Origin of the sequence: Clostridium fessum (assembly GCF_003024715.1) — a bacterium.
GTDB lineage: Bacteria > Bacillota > Clostridia > Lachnospirales > Lachnospiraceae > Otoolea > Otoolea fessa.
In genome coordinates this window covers 151,080-166,739 of record NZ_PYLO01000003.1, presented here as the reverse complement: position 1 = coordinate 166,739, position 15,660 = coordinate 151,080, and the positions used below count along the sequence as shown (strand labels likewise).

Below are 15,660 nucleotides of genomic sequence, written 5' to 3'. Positions count from 1 at the left end.
GTTTTGTAAGTTGACTTCCGTTTAAAACTTATATACAATAGGACGATGGAGGACCAGCAACACAGATGGCATGGATTTTTGCCGGAAAAATATGCCAAATGATAAAATCATTCCTTGAATGGCAGGTCCTTCCGGGAATAGGAACCCGTATTGGATTTTTAAAGGGAGAATAGGAAGATGACAGATAGAAACGGGAATTTGAATAAAAATTCACGTTCCGGCAGCCGCGAAGATGGGCGGGAACCGGTGAGACGAAATACGGCGATGAATAGCCGGGAGATTGTACTGGAAGATGAAGATTATCTGGATGAGCCGGATGAGGACTATTTGGATGATGATTATTTCGACCGGGATATGGAAGAACGGATCCTGAGAGAAGCGGAGTTGGATATGGAAAACATACACCAGCCAGAGAGTCAGGATCAGAACCGGTGGGAAGAGCCGGAACGCCTGCCGGAGAAAGAGCCGGAGGAGACAGCCAGTCGAAAGCGCAGCCGCGCCCGTGGAAATCAGAGCGCGGGCACAGGGCGGGAGGCAGCCCATGCGGCGCCGCAGCGGGGACAGGATTCCGGAAGGACGGCATCCTGGACGGAAACTACCCCGGAAAAGGCAGCTCTGAAAGCTGAGCATAGAAAAACAACCGGTAAAAAGACGGCATGGATCGCTGCCTGCACGGCGGGCATTCTGCTCGTGGCAGCCGGAGGTGTCTATGCGGGAATGTCCCAGAAATATAAGACTCGTTTCTTTCCGAATACGCAGATCAACGGTGTTGACGCGTCTGGAAAGACAGCGGCAGAGGTGCAGGAACTGATTGCGGAAGGTGTGAATGGTTACACACTGACGATTACTGAGAGAAATAATCAGACAGAAACCATTGCCGGAACCGATATCAAGCTGCATGCGGAGTTTGACGGCAGTCTGGAAAAGATGGTAGCGGCGCAGAACCCGTTCGCATGGCTGTGGCATATGAAACAGGAAGAATATACGATCGGAACGATGGTGGCGTATGACGATGCGGCGCTGGAAAGCCAGATCCGGAATTTATCGTGTTTAGACCCGGAGAAAGCGGTAGAACCGGTCAATGCAAAGATTTCTGAGTATGTGTCCGGACAGGGATATTCGATTGAGCCCGAACAGGAAGGAACGGCAGTCGAGGCGGAGAAGCTGACACAGGCGGTAACGGGTGCGATCGAGAATCTGCAGGATCATTTATCGCTGGAGGAAGCAGATGTCTATAAGAAGCCGACGGTATTGAAAGACGATGCATCTCTGGCAGAACAGCTGGATAAGATGAATAAATACGCGAAAATGAGCGTGACATACCAGTTTGGCGATTCGACGGAGACCTTAAATGGAGATCAGATTCATGGGTGGCTGATTGCCAATGCAGACGGAAGTGTTTCGGTAGATTCCTCCAAGGTGTCGGAGTACGTGTCTGAGATGGCGAAAGCACACAATACTTCAAACAAAGCGAAAACATTGAAAACATCGTATGGTTCCACGATTCAGGTAAGCGGCGGAACGTATGGCTGGAAGATCAACCAGGCGGCAGAGACGGAAGCGCTGGCAGCGATCATTGCCTCCGGCGAGAGTACGACGCGTGAGCCGGAGTATTCCCAGAAGGCGGCGAGCCATGGGGCAAATGACTACGGCGATACTTACGTGGAGATCAACCTGACCGGACAGCACCTTTTCTTCTATAAAGAAGGAAAGCTGGTGGTAGAGTCGGATTTCGTATCTGGAAACCTGGCGAAAGGCTGGGGAACCCCGGCAGGCTCGTATCCGCTGGCATATAAGCAGAAAAATGCGGTCCTGAAGGGTGAGAATTACCGGACGCCGGTTAATTACTGGATGCCGTTCAATAATGGTATCGGTATGCATGATGCGAAGTGGAGAAGCAGTTTTGGCGGTGCGATTTACAAGACGGGCGGTTCCCACGGCTGTATCAACCTGCCGCCGAGTGTTGCAAAGACAATCTTTGACAATATTTCGGCAGGAACTCCGGTGATCTGCTACAATCTGCCTGGTACGGAGAAGAGTACGACGAGCGGTACGGCAAAACCGGCGGAGACGAAGCCGGCAGAGACCACGGCGCCAGCAGAAACACCAGCTCCGGCAGAGACGCAGGCGCCAGCACCGGCAGAAACACAGGCACCGGGTCCGGCATCGACCACAGCGCCGACGCAGGCGGAGACGAAAGCGCCGGAGACTGCGGCACCGACCCAGGCAGGACCGGGAGGTCCTTCGGGGGATAATGGTGGAAATATTGCAGTGGGACCAGGAGCATAGGAAGAAACGGGAATAAAATCGAGAAAAAACCTGCATAAAATGATTTACACCGAAAACATATTGTGTTATACTAAATACGTATGAGTCCGCCGGTGCTCAGTTTTTTGACGACTCCGACATAAACTTAGCATACGGTAAGAATAATTTTAAGGAGGAAATCACAATGATTTCAAAGGAAAAGAAAGCAGCTATTATCGAACAGTACGGAAGAAAAGCAGGCGATACAGGTTCACCGGAGGTTCAGATCGCAATTCTGACCGCTAGAATCGCTGAGCTTACAGAGCATTTAAAATCCAATCAGAAGGATCATCATTCCCGCCGCGGACTTCTGAAGATGGTAGGACAGAGACGTGGTCTTCTGGATTACTTAAAGAAATCCGATCTGGAAGGATACCGTGCACTGATCGAGAAGTTAGGCATCAGAAAGTAATTAAGATTAAAACGTATAGGGTGGAGCAATCCACCCTAGTTGTTTATGTAGAAGAAAAGTCCGAGACCGCTGCTGTACCCGTAAAGCGGAAAAACATATTTGCGGGCAGAGCAGTAGTTTCGGTATTACTTTTCACAGAAAGGCACTTTTGGAACCGAAAGCGGCGTATGAGAATGTGAAGGTTCTTCTGCAAAACAAGATGAAAGGAGATATGAGATGTACAAGAGTTTTTCGATGGAACTGGCTGGCAGAACTTTAACAGTGGATGTTGGCCGTGTGGCAGCTCAGGCAAATGGTGCTGCATTTATGCATTATGGAGATACAACCGTATTATCAACCGCGACAGCTTCTGACAAGCCGCGTGACGGTATTGATTTCTTCCCGTTAAGCGTTGAGTTTGAGGAGAAGATGTATTCGGTCGGAAAGATTCCGGGCGGATTTAACAAGAGAGAGGGAAAGGCATCTGAGAACGCAGTTCTGACAGCACGTGTTATCGACCGTCCGATGCGTCCGCTGTTCCCGAAGGATTACCGCAACGATGTTACCTTAAATAACCTCGTATTATCCGTTGACCAGGACTGCAGCCCGGAGTATACCGCGATGTTAGGCTCTGCAATCGCAACCTGCATTTCCGATATCCCGTTTGATGGTCCGTGTGCGACCACCCAGATCGGCATGATCGACGGCGAGTTTATCGTAAACCCGACCAATGCACAGAAGAAAGTATCTGATATGGCTCTGACCGTTGCTTCCACCCGCGAGAAGGTTATCATGATCGAGGCTGGCGCAAAGGAAGTTCCGGAGAACATCATGATCGACGCGATCTTCAAGGCACACGAAGTAAACCAGGAGATCATCAAATTCATCGACACTATCGTAGCTGAGTGCGGCAAGCCGAAACATTCCTACGAGAGCTGTGCAGTTCCGGAAGAGCTGTTTGCAGCGATTCGTGAGCTGGTTCCGCAGGAAGAGATGGAAGAGGCTGTATTTACAGACGAGAAACAGAAGAGAGAAGAGAATATCCGCGCAATCACCGAGCGCCTGGAAGAGGCATTCGCTGATAACGAGGAGTGGCTGGCTGTTCTGGGTGAGGCTGTATATCAGTACCAGAAGAAGACTGTCCGCAAGATGATCCTCAAAGATCACAAGCGTCCGGATGGCCGCGGTATCACCGAGATCCGTCCGCTGGCAGCAGAGATCGACATTCTGCCGCGTGTACACGGTTCCGGTATGTTCACCCGTGGACAGACACAGATTTTAAATATCTGTACACTGGCTCCGCTGTCCGAGGCACAGAAGATCGACGGACTGGATGAGAATGAGACATCCAAGAGATATATGCACCATTACAACTTCCCGTCCTACTCCGTAGGCGAAACCAAACCGTCCAGAGGACCGGGACGCCGTGAGATCGGTCATGGTGCGTTGGCGGAGCGTGCGCTTGTGCCGGTACTTCCGACTGCGGAAGAGTTCCCGTATGCAATCCGTACCGTATCTGAGACGATGGAATCCAATGGTTCTACCTCCCAGGCAAGTATCTGTGCATCCACTCTGTCCCTGATGGCAGCAGGTGTACCGATCAAAGCTCCGGTAGCTGGTATTTCCTGCGGTCTGGTAACAGGCGACACCGATGATGATTACATCGTTCTGACCGATATCCAGGGTCTGGAAGACTTCTTCGGCGATATGGACTTCAAGGTAGGCGGCACTCACAAGGGTATTACTTCCATCCAGATGGATATCAAGATCCACGGTCTGACCCGCCCGATCATCGAGGAGGCAATCGCTAAGACGAGAGAGGCAAGACTCTACATTCTGGATGAAGTTATGGCACCGGTTATCTCCGAGCCGAGAAAGACCGTCAGCCAGTACGCTCCGAAGATCGTTCAGATCTCCATCGATCCGCAGAAGATCGGCGATGTAGTCGGAAAACAGGGCAAGGTAATCAACAAGATCATCGAGCAGACCGGCGTTAAGATCGATATCGAGGACGATGGCAGCGTATCTGTATGCGGCACCGATCAGGCAATGATCGACAAGGCAGTTTCCATCATCAAGGGCATCGTGACCGACATCGAGCCGGGTCAGATTCTGACAGGTACCGTTGTCCGTATCATGAATTTTGGTGCATTCGTAGAGCTGGCTCCGAACAAAGATGGTATGGTTCATATTTCCAAGCTTTCGGACAAGCGCGTAGCGAAGGTAGAGGATGTTGTCAACATCGGCGATGAAGTTACTGTAAAGGTAATCGAGGTCGATAAGATGGGTCGTATCAACCTGAGCATGAAACCAGGCGATCTGGCTGAAAATAAATAATAAATAGATTGCAAATGCACACGATGTGCTGCAATCATCCATCATAAAATCAATGTGCCTGCATCACTGCGGCGCAGACCAGATAAAGTAAGGAATGCTGCAAGGCAGAGAAGCGGTTCGCTTCTGCTTTGCGGTGTTCCTTTTTACTTTACAAAGAGGAAAAATATGTTAGAGGTAACAGGGATAGAAAAACGGTACCGCGGAAGGACGATCCTAAAAAATGTCTCTTTTCGGGCAAATCCAGGGGAATGCATCGGGATTGTCGGCGGAAATGGATGCGGCAAGACGACGCTGCTCTCGATCCTCGCGGGGATCCGCAAGCCGGATCGGGGGAGTATTCGGATTGACGGGCAGGAGGCGCTTGGAAGACATCGTCTATTAGAAGAAAAAATTGCCTATGTGCCTCAGGAAAATCCATTGATCCCGGAGCTGACGGCATTTGATAATTACCGTCTCTGGTTCCGGGGGAAACGGCGGGAGATGGAGCGGGATCTGGAATGCGGCGTCGGTCGTGTGCTGGGCGTGGACCGATTCTTGAAAACGCAGGCGGGACGGCTTTCCGGCGGAGAGAAAAAGAGGCTGAGCATCGCGGCGGCACTCTCCGGGCGCGCGGATATCCTGATTCTCGATGAACCGGGGGCAGCGCTTGACCTGGAGGCAAAGGAGCAGATCCTGACTTATATCAGGAGCTATGTGAAAGCAGGGGGGACAGTTCTTTTGACGTCCCATGAGATGGGAGAGATAGGGGCGTGTACAACCCTTTATGTATTAAAGGACGGTGTGCTGGTTCCAACGGAGGCAGGGCTTTCGGCGCGGGAGCTGATACAGAGGTTTTAAGGTTACTGGGCACGTATGCGTGAACAGTAACGTTTTAGGAGTGAGAAAACAGGAGGAGGTACAAGATGGAAGAGGGAAACAACACAAACAATACAAACAATGCAAACATGTCAAGCAATTCAACCCCGCTAAACCCGGCAGAGGCAGCGGCACAGGCGCTTACGGCCGCATCTGACACAGCGGATGGAACCGGTGCAGGCGGCTCCGCTGGTGCTGGCGGCGGAATCGGTGGAAATGCTGCAGGCGGCAGTGACGGTGGCAGAACGGGCGGAAATGGTTCTGGCAGGAAGAAATGGCTCATTTCAGCCGGAGCAGCCGCAGCGGTGGCCGTGGTCGGCGGCGGTGTGATGCTCAGCCATCAGGCAGACCCAAAGGACACAGTGATCGATGCGTTCAAGAGCATCACGGCGGAAGGGCAGTTAAATCCGTCTGAGGAGATCTTTGGGACGAAAGAGCTGGAAAAACTTTTACAGAAGGGATCCGCGCAGACGGGGATGGAATTAAGCATGATGGGTATTTCCGATGAATCCCTGAACCAGATGAGCGGTGCGGGCATCGGTCTGGATGTGAAGCGTGATGTGGACAGCGGACGGCAGCTGCTAAATCTTTCCTTGCAGTATGGCGGCGGAGAATTGGCGGACGCACAGCTTTACATGGATGATACACAGATCATGGCGGCGATTCCGGCACTTTCCAGCCGCATGTTTACCCTTGACTATGTCAATGATCTGGAAGGACAGCTCATTAATTCTCCGTATGCGGCGCAGAAGCTCGAAGAGCAGGGGATTGATATTGAGGGGCTGGCAAATTATCTGGGACAGTACAAGGAAGCGCTTTCGGACGAGGAGCCGATGTTGGATCTGAAAGCACTCTGGAACCGCTACAAAGAGGGAAGCAAGGCGATTGATGACCTCAAAGCGGCTATGACCGTCACTAAGAATGACAAAAAAGAGTTTACGATCGATGGACAGAGCGAGAACTGCCGCGGTTACCATGTGACTTTGCCGAAGGATGCGCTGATTCGCTTTGCAAAGACGACGAGAGAATTTTTCCTGAATGATGAGACACTCAAACAGGATGTGGTGCGCTATCTGGAACTGGCAGGCGACGCAAGCAGCATCTATGCAGCGGACGGGGACGGAGAGAGCGTGGATCCGGAGGAACAGCAGAAGGAACTCTGGGCGCAGGCGGAAGCGGTGCTGGACAATCTGGTAGAGGGAATGGAAAATACCATCGGGGATGTGACGATGGATGTCTATGTGAGAAAAGATGGCAAAATGGCTGGATTTTCCTATGAGACGGATGCAACGGTTGAGGAAGAAAATGTCCGTTTTTACGGCGATGTTTCCTTTGGCGGCGGTTACAACATGCTGTCGAATGTGAATGGGGCGTTAAATATTGAGGATTCGGACGGTCAGATTATCACGGTTTCCCTGGATAAAACAGGCGCTTACGAGGCTGGAAAGAGCTGGAGTGGTCAGGTAATTGCGACCCTGGAAGATGACGAAGAGAAATACCAGTTTATCCTGGATGGCGATTATCAGATCGCGGACGGCAGCTATGAGGTAAAGCTGGATTTGCAGAGTAACGGTGCGTCTCAGGCGTCGCTCACGGCGAATGGCGCGGTCAGCGACCTTTCAAAGGGCGAGAGCGTCCATATCGATATGGATTCCCTGCGTCTGGAAACTACATTGTTAAATGGAAGCAGTTCTTATGTTGAATTTGCCGGTTCCTATTATGTCAACCCGCTGGAGGATGAGATCGCGCAGCCGGACGGCGTTCCATTTGATGTGCTGGCTTCCTCCGAGGAGGATTATAACCAGGTCACAACGGAGATAACAGGCAACCTGTTCGCAATTCTACTGAAAGTCATGTCATAGGCGGCGGAAAATGCGAACATATATGATATATCTGCTGCTGACCGGAAAGCGCCTGCTCCGCCAGCTGCCGTATTTTCTGGCAGGGCTGGCAGTGATGGTGCTGCTCATCGGCATGGCGGCGTTTTCGGCATCTAAGGTTTTATATGGGGAAACATCTTTAAAGAAAATCGAGGTGGGTGTGGTGCTTCCGGAGGACGATGCGCTTTCGGAAAAGATAACCAAAATGATTGCCTCGCTGGACAGCGTGGAAAGTCTCTGCGATTTTTCGTATCTGGAACACGATGAAGCGTTCCAAAAGATGAAAAGCGGGGAACTTCAAGCGGTTTTCGAGGTGCCGTCCGGCATGGCGCGCGGCATTTTGGACGGTACGAACCAGCCAGCCACGATCTGGTTTCCGGATGAGAGCGGGCTGGAAGGCACCGTTTTCAGGGAGCTGGCAGAGTCGGGCAGTTCGATGCTTGGCACTTCGCAGGCGGCGATCTACGCGGCAAATGAATGTTTAAATATCCAGGGAGTGCCGGAACAGATTCCGGTGTCTGAACAGGATTTGAACCGTATCTTTTTAAAATATGCGATGAACCGGGAGGCACTTTTCCGGAAGAAAACGGTCAGCGCGGCGGGGGATGTATCGACGGCGGTCTTTTATGGAATTTCGGGGATTGTATTTTTGATGATTCTTACCGGAATCCCGGCAGCGCCGTTTCTGGCGCCCCAGACGGAGGCGCTGGAACAGGGGCTTCGGCGTATCGGGATCCGGCGGTGGTATCCGCTTTTCTGCAAATGCTTGTGCATGATGCTTCTTCTGATGGCAGTCACGGCGGGCGGCTATGGCTGGGCGGTGCAGAAGGGATATGCGCTGGCGGGGCGGGAAGAACTGGCGGCGTGGGGGCTGACCTGCGCGGCAGTTTCGGCGTGGATTCTGCTGTTTTATGAGGTGTGCAGAAGTTCGGCAGCGGCGATTTTGACGTTGTTTGCGGTCAATGTGGTATTTCTCTTTCTGGCGGGCGGCATCATCCCGTCCGTCTTTCTGCCGGAGCTGGTTCAGAAAGTCGGAAATATGACGGTGACGGCGCTCTGGATGGATGGAATCCGCTTTATTGCTTCGGGCGAGGAGACAGGGACGGTTCCGGTGCTGTGGAAACTGGCTGCGGCGGCATTGGCATGCTTTGCACTGGCGCTTGCCGCCGGAAAAAGGAGGGATTGACGGATGCGGAAGCTGGCGTGGTGGTTCTGTATGTTTGGAATGACGCTGCGGCGGGCTCTTTACCGCCCGGTGTTCCTCCTGTTTCTTCTGATCTTTCCATTGGGAATGGGCGCGCTCCATCAGGTGGAAAAACGGGATTCCGGGCGGATCGCGGTGGCGCTCTGCCCGGGAACGGATGCGTGGAATCAGGCGCTTGCAGAAAGACTGGAATCGGAAGAGAGCCGTTCATTTTTCTTTTATCCGTGCGGGACGGAGGAAGAGGCAAAGGAGGCGGTTATGACCGGACGGGCGGAGTGCGCCTACCTGTTTCCAGAGAGATTAAAAGAACGGCTGGACGAGGGGCATTATACCCGTGCGGTCCGCGTGCTGGTGTCGCCGTCCACAGTGGCAGAGAAAATTATATCAGAAAAGATATTTTCTGAACTGTTCGAGGTGTACGGGCGGGAACTGCTGGCGGACTATGGGAAAAATGGAGCGGCATTTCAGACGGTGATGGCACGCTGCCAGACGACGGAGGCGCGGGAAAAGGCGTGCGGCATGCTGCTGGAACTCTATGAAAAATACCGCAGCAACGGAAGCACCTTTACCTTTGATTATCAGACCTTACAGGGAGGAACGGCACTGCAGACAGGGGCGATAAAGGTGGTCTTTCCGGTGCGCGGGCTGACGGCGGTATTCCTTTTTATCATGGGGCTGGCGGCAGCTGTCATGGCGGGCGAGGATGCAGAGCGCGGGCTTTATGCGGCGGTCCGGAGCCGGGAGCGGTGGTTGCTGCAGACGGCGGAGATCGCGGCGTTTGTATTTTTAGCATCCATTTCGGCCTATGCGGCGCTTCTGGCGTCGGGAAATGGGGCAGAGCCGCTTTTAGAGGCGGGAAAGCTGCTTTTTTATCTCTTCTTCGTGACCATGTATGCCTTTGGATGCCTGGCAGTCTGCCGGAAGCCGGGATTTCTGGCGGCGCTGATTCCGGTGTTTATCCTTGCGAGCCTCCTGCTCTGCCCGATCTTTTTTGACGCTTCAGTCTTTTTGCCGGGAGCCGCGGGTATGCGAAAGCTGCTGCCGCCGTGGTGGTATCTGAGCGGCATTTTCGGTTCCAAAAGTGCCTACCCGTGAATAATTACTTTTTAACAACGTTTTTTTGGATAACTTCGATAAAAAGATTGCTATTTTTTCATTCAATTATTATAATAAAAAGAGACATCCGGTATCGAGCATCAATCTGCCGGATGTTTTCATGCGAGAAAATCAGGAGAGGAGTGAACACAATGGAAAGCCGGAGTCATAAGGCGGAATCAGACGGCAGCTACCCAGAACCGAAGGCAGCGTACACATGCATTTGCAGGAATGACAGCTGCAAACAGCGGATTCCTTGTGTACACTGCCGCATCTGTGGATAAGTTTCCGGCATTCTGCCTGTGTGCAGGAGCAGGAAAGGAGCAGCCTGTCCGATTTCCAAAATGACAATATTTTGGAAGGAGACGGGAATGTTAGAAGAAGAGAAGAAAGAAGAGCTGCTGGCTCTGCTGACCGGGAAGAAGTACCGGGAGCTGAAAAGCCAGCTGGTCGAGATGAATGAGGTGGATATTGCCTCATTTATCGAAGAATTGGATTCAGAAAAGACGGTCGTTGTATTCCGTATGCTGCCGAAAGAGCTGGCATCGGAGGTATTTGCCTGTCTGGAAGTCGAACAGCAGCAGCACATCATTACCAGTATCACGGATAATGAGCTGCGTGCCATCATTGACGATTTGTATGTCGATGATGCGGTCGATATGCTGGAGGAGCTGCCGGCGACGATCGTGCGGCGTGTACTTCAGAACTCCAGCCCGGATACGAGAAAACTGATCAACCAGTTCCTCAATTACCCGGAAAACAGCGCTGGAAGTGTCATGACGGCGGAGTACGTGGGACTCAAGAAAAATATGACGGTGGAGCAGGCATTTGCTTATATCCGGAAATATGGTGTGGACAAGGAGACGATCTACACCTGCTACGTCATGGATGAAAAACGCCGCTTAGAGGGCGTTGTGACGGTCAAGGATCTTCTGATGAATGATTATGCGGCGCTCATGGGCGATATCATGGATCCGCATGTGATCAAGGCATATACGACGGAAGACCAGGAGAAGGTCGTGGAGACGTTCAATGAGTACAACCTCCTGAGTTTACCGGTTGTGGACGGCGAAGACCGTCTGGTCGGCATCATCACGGTCGATGATGTCATGGATGTCATGGAGCAGGAGGCGACGGAGGACTTCGAGAAGATGGCGGCGATGCTGCCGAGTGAGAAGCCGTACCTGAAGACGGGCGTGTTCCAGCTTGCGAGAAATCGTATTCCGTGGCTGATGATCCTGATGTTGAGCAGTATGGTGACCGGCGGTATTTTGTTAAAATATGAGAATGCCTTTTCGGTGATTCCGCTTTTGGTTACGTTTATTCCGATGTTGATGGATACGGGCGGAAACTCCGGCAGCCAGGCGAGCACGATGATCATCCGTGGTATGGCGGTCGGCGAGGTAGAACCGGCGGATATTCTGAAGGTTATGTGGAAAGAGATCCGCGTGGGAATGCTCTGTGGACTTTCTCTGGCGCTTGTCAATTTCGTGCGTCTGATGATCCAGTATCCGGGGCAGGTACTCATCTGCCTGACGGTAGTTATCAGCCTGTTCTGCACGGTTATCATCGCGAAGACGATCGGATGTGTGCTTCCGATTGCGGCGAAGACGATCCATCTCGACCCGGCGATCATGGCGTCGCCGATGATCACGACGATCGTGGATGCGTGCAGCCTGATGATTTATTTCCAGCTGGCGTGCCATCTGCTGAATATGAAGGCGTGATATAAATTACCTGCCTGCTGGCCCATGTTTTCGTATGGTCAGCGCAGTAAATGCGCAGACTTACGGAACAGTTACTTTATTTTATAATTCCAATATTTTAATTATTTCTAGGAAAGGAAAAACTGTTTGGAACATAAGCTTCCAGACAGCCGTGTGAAAAGTATGACAAAGATCAGAACCAGATACGCACCGAGCCCGACAGGCAAAATGCATGTAGGAAACTTAAGAACTGCATTATACGCATACCTGATTGCAAAACATGAGGGCGGCGATTTTATCCTGCGAATCGAGGATACCGATCAGGAGCGTTTCGTTGAAGGCGCGACCGAGATCATTTACAATACGATGCGCGATACCGGACTGAAGCATGACGAAGGTCCGGACATCGGAGGTCCGGTTGGCCCGTATGTACAGAGCGACCGTCAGAAACAGGGCATCTACATGGAATATGCGAAGAAGCTGATCGATAAAGGCGAAGCTTATTACTGTTTCTGCGATCAGGAACGCTTAAACAGCTTAAAGAGAGAAGTAAACGGCGAAGAGATCATGACCTATGATAAGCACTGCCTGCACCTTTCCAAGGAAGAGGTAGAGGCAAACTTAAAGGCAGGAAAGCCGTTTGTCATCCGTCAGAACAACCCGACCGAGGGAAAGACTACCTTCCACGATGAGATTTATGGGGATATTTCCGTAGATAACTCCGAGCTGGACGATATGGTTTTAATCAAATCGGATGGATTCCCGACCTACAACTTCGCAAATGTGGTGGACGATCATTTACAGCAGATCACTCATGTAGTCCGCGGTAACGAGTACCTGTCTTCTTCACCGAAGTACAACCGTCTGTACGACGCATTCGGATGGAAGGTTCCGGTTTATGTGCACTGCCCGACCATCACGAACGAGGAGCACAAGAAGCTGAGCAAGCGAAGCGGTCATTCTTCCTATCAGGATCTGATCGATCAGGGCTTCGTTTCCGAGGCAGTTGTCAACTTCGTTGCCCTGCTTGGCTGGTCACCGGAAAATAATCAGGAGATTTTCTCCTTAGACGAGCTGGTAAAAGAGTTCAACTACAAGAATATCAGCAAATCTCCGGCTGTTTTCGATATGGTAAAACTGAAATGGATGAACGGCGAGTACATCAAGGCGATGGATTTTGATAAGTTCTATGAGATGGCAGAGCCGTACATCAAGAAAGTAATCACCAAGGATCTGGATCTGAAGAAGATCGCGGCGATGGTTAAGACGAGAATCGAGATTTTCCCGGATATCGAGGGACACATCGATTTCTTTGAGACACTGCCGGAGTATGATCCGCAGATGTATGTTCACAAGAAGATGAAGACCAATCTGGAGACATCCTTAAAGGTATTAAAAGATGTTCTGCCGATTCTGGAAGCACAGGAAGACTACTCCAACGACGCCCTGTACGCGGCGCTGTCCGAGTATGTATCCAAAGAGGGCGTTAAGACCGGCTTTGTAATGTGGCCGATCCGTACCGCTGTATCCGGCAAGCAGATGACGCCGGCAGGCGCGACCGAGATCATGGAAGTGCTTGGCAAGGAAGAGTCGATCCGCCGTATCAAGAAGGGGATTGAACTTCTGGAGGCACAGCAGTAGGCTGTCGTAACCGTCGATGTTCGACTTGAAGCAAGTTTGGCTTCGCAGATTAAATCAGTAGGTAGTAAATAAATAACTGCTTTTTCATGTATCGTAGATGCATGAAAAGCAGTGAAAAGGTGCGCTTTGTGAGAAATACATTCCAAGGCGCACTTTTCTTACATTTGTACTTGACAGATTTGCTTCAGATGCGCGGCAGAAGGATGTCTTGCACGTCAAAATGCGAATTTCGAAGCAAATATGCCGAGATATTCTTGAATTGTGGAGTAAGGAAACAGGAAATGGCATTCAGTAAAGCACAGACACAGGCAATCATGCATAAAGATGGTCCCATGATGGTTCTGGCGGGACCGGGATCAGGGAAAACAACGGTGATCACCCATCGGGTCCAGTATCTGACGAAGGAGTACGGAATCGATCCGGGGGATATTCTTGTGATTACCTTTACCCGGGCAGCAGCCGAGGAGATGCGGGAGCGGTATGAAGCATTGATCGGCGGCGGATCCAGAGTCACCTTTGGCACGTTTCATTCGATCTTTTTTAGGATCTTAAAGCTGGCATACCGATATACCGCTGACAATATTGTCCGGGAAGAGCAGCAGATGCAGTTTGTCCGGGAGCTGGCTCAGGCCGGAGGTCTGGAGCCGGAGGATGAAAATGAGTTTGCAGCCTCCATTTTAAGTGAGATAAGCTCTGTCAAGGGAGAGAGGATTGCACTGGAACATTACTATTCCAAAAACTGTCCGGATGCAGTTTTCCGTCAGCTCTATGCGGGCTATGAAGAGAAAATGCGCCGGGCCGGACTCATCGATTTCGATGACATGATGGTGCTGTGTCTGGAACTTTTTACGGAAAGAAAAGATATCCTGTCTGCCTGGCAGAGGAGGTATCGGTACATCCTGATTGATGAGTTTCAGGACATCAACCGGCTTCAATATGAGATCGTGCGGATGTTAGCCAAGCCGGAAGATAATCTTTTTATCGTGGGCGATGATGATCAGTCGATTTACCGGTTTCGTGGGGCCAAACCGGAGATTATGCTGGGGTTTGAGCGGGATTATCCGGGTGCCGGACGGATTCTTCTGGATGTGAATTACCGCAGTACCGAGGAGATCGTGGCACCGGCATTGCGGCTGATCGGAGAAAACCAGAAACGTTTTTCAAAGACCATCCATACAACGGGACGGCATGGGAAGAACGTGATCACGAAGCTCTGGCAGGATCCGGGGGAAGAAAATCTGGCCATTGCCAGGGAGATACAGCTGTATCTGCAGTCGGGAGTGCGGCCGGGGGATATCGCAGTTTTATACCGGACCAATGCTGGTCCTCGTTTTCTGATGGAAAAGCTGATGGAATACAACCTTCCCTTCCGGACAAGGGATACGGTGCCGAATCTCTATGAACACTGGATTTCGCGAAATATCCTGACCTATATCCGAATCGCCATGGGAAGCCGGGCTCGGGAAGATATTTTGCAGGTCATCAACCGTCCGAAGCGTTATATCAGCCGGGATGCGATGCCGGATGAGACGGTTTCGTTCGAGAAGATGAAGGCATTCTATGCGGAGAAAGACTGGATTGCCGAGCGGATCGAGAGTCTGGAAGGCGATCTGCGGGCGATCGCCCGGATGTCACCTCTGGCAGCCGTCAATTATATCCGCCAGGGCATGGGATACGACGAATATCTGATCGAGTATGCGGCATTCCGGCGGATGCGACCGGAGGAACTTTTAGAGACTGCCGACGAATTAAAAGAAAGTGCGGCGGGTTTCAAGACCTTTGACGAGTGGTTTGCACACATCGAGGCGTACAAGGAGGAACTGCTCCGGCAGGCGGCGCAGCGGCGGACGGAGACGGATGCGATCACACTCGCGACGATGCACAGCGCCAAGGGGCTGGAATTTCCCATTGTCTATATTCTCGATGCCAATGAGGGCATCACGCCGCACAGCCGCGCGATGCTGGACGAGGATATGGAGGAAGAACGACGTCTGTTCTATGTGGCAATGACGCGTGCAAAGACCCGGCTGCATGTATATGCGGTGCGGGAGAGGTACCATAAAAAGGCGGAAGTATCGCGGTTTGTGTGGGAGTATCTGGGGCGGGATGGAGATAGCAGGTAACGAAATTCACAATGAAAATCGGGAAATCAGGCAAAAAAGTTTGAGGACAAAGGAGAAATGTCGTTCGGTTCCAAAAGTGCCTACCCGTGAACAGTAACAATAACGGTACCAAGCATATATT

At 51.5% G+C, this 15,660-nt stretch carries 10 protein-coding genes; all 10 read left to right on the top strand.

Translation table 11 applies throughout. The features are described from left to right. The first annotated feature begins 177 nt into the window (after positions 1–177). The gene (locus tag C7U56_RS10000) at positions 178–2,289 is read left to right on the top strand and encodes a L,D-transpeptidase family protein (RefSeq protein WP_233430243.1); all 2,112 of its coding nucleotides are present in this window, start codon (positions 178–180) and stop codon (positions 2,287–2,289) included. A 163-nt stretch (positions 2,290–2,452) separates the two neighbouring features. Next, positions 2,453–2,719: a 30S ribosomal protein S15 gene (rpsO, locus tag C7U56_RS09995; protein ID WP_022358577.1), complete on the top strand. Its 267-nt coding sequence runs from the start codon at positions 2,453–2,455 to the stop codon at positions 2,717–2,719. Between the two features lie 216 nt (positions 2,720–2,935). Then, positions 2,936–5,035, top strand: coding sequence for a polyribonucleotide nucleotidyltransferase (locus C7U56_RS09990; RefSeq protein WP_107001095.1), 2,100 nt, complete (start codon positions 2,936–2,938; stop codon positions 5,033–5,035). 165 nt (positions 5,036–5,200) lie between these two features. After that, positions 5,201–5,872 (top strand): ABC transporter ATP-binding protein, encoded by a 672-nt coding sequence (locus C7U56_RS09985; protein ID WP_107001094.1) that lies wholly within the window; start codon positions 5,201–5,203, stop codon positions 5,870–5,872. Between the two features lie 65 nt (positions 5,873–5,937). After that, positions 5,938–7,752, top strand: a complete 1,815-nt coding sequence (locus C7U56_RS09980) for a zinc ribbon domain-containing protein (RefSeq protein ID WP_107001093.1) — start codon at positions 5,938–5,940, stop codon at positions 7,750–7,752. 10 nt (positions 7,753–7,762) lie between these two features. After that, on the top strand, positions 7,763–8,956 hold the full coding sequence (locus C7U56_RS09975) for an ABC transporter permease (RefSeq protein WP_107001092.1): 1,194 nt from the start codon (positions 7,763–7,765) through the stop codon (positions 8,954–8,956). Positions 8,957–8,959: 3 nt separating this feature from the next. Then, on the top strand, positions 8,960–10,069 hold the full coding sequence (locus C7U56_RS09970) for a hypothetical protein (RefSeq protein WP_107001091.1): 1,110 nt from the start codon (positions 8,960–8,962) through the stop codon (positions 10,067–10,069). A 371-nt stretch (positions 10,070–10,440) separates the two neighbouring features. Then, positions 10,441–11,796 carry a magnesium transporter gene (gene mgtE / locus C7U56_RS09965; RefSeq protein WP_107001090.1) on the top strand — a complete coding sequence of 452 codons (1,356 nt, stop codon included), beginning with the start codon at positions 10,441–10,443 and terminating at the stop codon, positions 11,794–11,796. 162 nt (positions 11,797–11,958) lie between these two features. Continuing rightward, positions 11,959–13,416, top strand: coding sequence for a glutamate--tRNA ligase (gene gltX, locus C7U56_RS09960; protein WP_107001292.1), 1,458 nt, complete (start codon positions 11,959–11,961; stop codon positions 13,414–13,416). Positions 13,417–13,697: 281 nt separating this feature from the next. Beyond that, positions 13,698–15,539: an ATP-dependent helicase gene (locus C7U56_RS09955; RefSeq protein WP_107001089.1), complete on the top strand. Its 1,842-nt coding sequence runs from the start codon at positions 13,698–13,700 to the stop codon at positions 15,537–15,539. Positions 15,540–15,660 lie beyond the last annotated feature (121 nt).

Excerpts from the sequence above, each read along its gene's own strand:
- C7U56_RS09980 (WP_107001093.1), top strand. The coding sequence starts at position 5,938 with ATGGAAGAGGGAAACAACACAAACAATACAAACAATGCAAACATGTCA.
- mgtE (WP_107001090.1), top strand. The coding sequence starts at position 10,441 with ATGTTAGAAGAAGAGAAGAAAGAAGAGCTGCTGGCTCTGCTGACCGGG.
- C7U56_RS09975 (WP_107001092.1), top strand. The coding sequence starts at position 7,763 with ATGCGAACATATATGATATATCTGCTGCTGACCGGAAAGCGCCTGCTC.
- C7U56_RS09990 (WP_107001095.1), top strand. The coding sequence starts at position 2,936 with ATGTACAAGAGTTTTTCGATGGAACTGGCTGGCAGAACTTTAACAGTG.
- gltX (WP_107001292.1), top strand. The coding sequence starts at position 11,959 with ATGACAAAGATCAGAACCAGATACGCACCGAGCCCGACAGGCAAAATG.
- rpsO (WP_022358577.1), top strand. The coding sequence starts at position 2,453 with ATGATTTCAAAGGAAAAGAAAGCAGCTATTATCGAACAGTACGGAAGA.
- C7U56_RS10000 (WP_233430243.1), top strand. The coding sequence starts at position 178 with ATGACAGATAGAAACGGGAATTTGAATAAAAATTCACGTTCCGGCAGC.
- C7U56_RS09985 (WP_107001094.1), top strand. The coding sequence starts at position 5,201 with ATGTTAGAGGTAACAGGGATAGAAAAACGGTACCGCGGAAGGACGATC.
- C7U56_RS09970 (WP_107001091.1), top strand. The coding sequence starts at position 8,960 with ATGCGGAAGCTGGCGTGGTGGTTCTGTATGTTTGGAATGACGCTGCGG.
- C7U56_RS09955 (WP_107001089.1), top strand. The coding sequence starts at position 13,698 with ATGGCATTCAGTAAAGCACAGACACAGGCAATCATGCATAAAGATGGT.